Below are 1,854 nucleotides of genomic sequence, written 5' to 3' on the forward strand. Positions count from 1 at the left end.
CAGCGCCAGCCGCTTGGCTTCTTCACCCGTAGGCCGCGCCTGCTTGAGCACCACGAACGCGCAGATCGATTCGCCCGTCGTGTCGTCCGGCTTGCCCACGACCGCAGCTTCGGCGACGATCGGATTGGCCACCAGTGCCGATTCGATTTCCATCGTGCCCATGCGGTGGCCCGAGACATTGAGCACGTCGTCGATGCGCCCGGTGATGGTGAAGTAACCGGTTTCCTTGTTGCGGATCGCGCCATCGCCGGCCAGGTACATGCGCCCGCCCAGTTCCTCCGGGAAGTAACTGGTTTTGAAGCGCTCGGGATTGTTCCAGATGGTGCGGATCATCGACGGCCATGGCCGCTTGACGACCAGGATACCGCCCTGCCCGTTCGGCACATCGACACCCGCTTCGTCGACAATTGCGGTCATAATGCCCGGCAACGGCAAGGTGCACGAACCCGGCACCATGGGCGTGGCGCCCGGTAGCGGCGTAATCATGTGGCCGCCCGTTTCGGTCTGCCAGAACGTGTCGACAATCGGGCAATTTTCGCGGCCGATATTCTTGTAGTACCACATCCATGCTTCCGGATTGATCGGCTCGCCAACCGAGCCAAGCAGGCGCAGGCTGGACAAGTCGTAGTTCTTCGGATGCACGTCCGGGTTCACGTCAGCCGCCTTGATCAGCGAGCGGATCGCCGTCGGCGCGGTGTAGAACACGGTCGTCTTGTGCTTGGCGATGGTTTCCCAGAAGCGCCCCGCATTCGGGAAGGTGGGAATGCCTTCAAACACGATTTGGGTTGCGCCCACGGCCAGCGGGCCGTAAGCAATATAGGTGTGGCCGGTCACCCAGCCAATGTCGGCGGTGCACCAGAACACGTCGCTCGGCTTGATGTCGAACGTCCACTTCATCGTCAGCGCCGCCCACAGCAAATACCCGCCGCTGGAGTGTTGCACGCCTTTGGGCGTGCCGGTCGAGCCAGATGTGTAGAGGATGAACAGCGGATGCTCCGCGCTCACCCACTCCGGCTCGCATTCGGCCGGCTGGTTTGCCAACAGCTCGTGCAGCCACAGGTCGCGCCCTTCGGTGATCGGAATGGCGCCGCCGGTGCGCTTGTAGACGATCACGTCCTTGATGGTGGTGCAGCCGCCCAGCGCCAGCGCTTCGTCGACGATGGTTTTCAGGGGCAGGTGCTTGCCGCCACGCAGTTGTTCGTCGGCGGTGATGACGGCGACGGCGCCGGCGTCAATGATGCGCTCCTGCAGCGACTTGGCGGAAAAGCCGCCAAACACCACCGAGTGCGTGGCGCCGATGCGCGCGCACGCTTGCATGGCGGCCACGCCTTCGATCGACATCGACATGTAGATGATGACGCGGTCGCCCTTTTTAATGCCGCGTGACTTCAGGCCGTTGGCGAACTTGCAGGTCTTGTCATACAGTTCCTGGTAAGTGGCGCGGGTGACCTGGCCGTCGTCGGCTTCAAAGATGATCGCGGTGCGTTCGGCGTTGCCGTTCTTGAGGTTGCGGTCGAGGCAGTTGTACGACACGTTGAGCTCGCCGTCCTCGAACCACTTGTAGAACGGCGCGTCTGCTTCGTTCAGGGTCGACGTGAATGGTTTGTGCCAGTCCAGGTTTTCGCGCGCCAGGCGGGCCCAGAAGCCTTCGTAGTCGGTTTCGGCTTCCGCGCACAGTGCGTTGTAAGCGTCCATGCCGGATATGGCGGCCTGAGCTACAAAGGCGGGCGGCGGCGCAAAGACGCGATTTTCCTGCATACCGTGATTTTCCTGACTGATGTCGGTGCTAGCCATGCTTGTCTCCTGAGTGTAATAATTTTGTTAACAAGGTAGCGCGTAACGCTTACTGTCGCC

Annotated in this window: 1 protein-coding gene; it reads right to left on the reverse strand. The window is 61.7% G+C overall.

The features are described 5' to 3' along the window. The coding region (gene acs / locus ACP7BV_RS26835; protein WP_426107949.1) for an acetate--CoA ligase at positions 1-1,794 on the reverse strand (1,794 nt) is incomplete at its 3' end. Positions 1,795-1,854: the final 60 nt, after the last annotated feature.

This window comes from Massilia sp. TSP1-1-2, assembly GCF_049896185.1.
GTDB lineage: Bacteria > Pseudomonadota > Gammaproteobacteria > Burkholderiales > Burkholderiaceae_D > Telluria_A.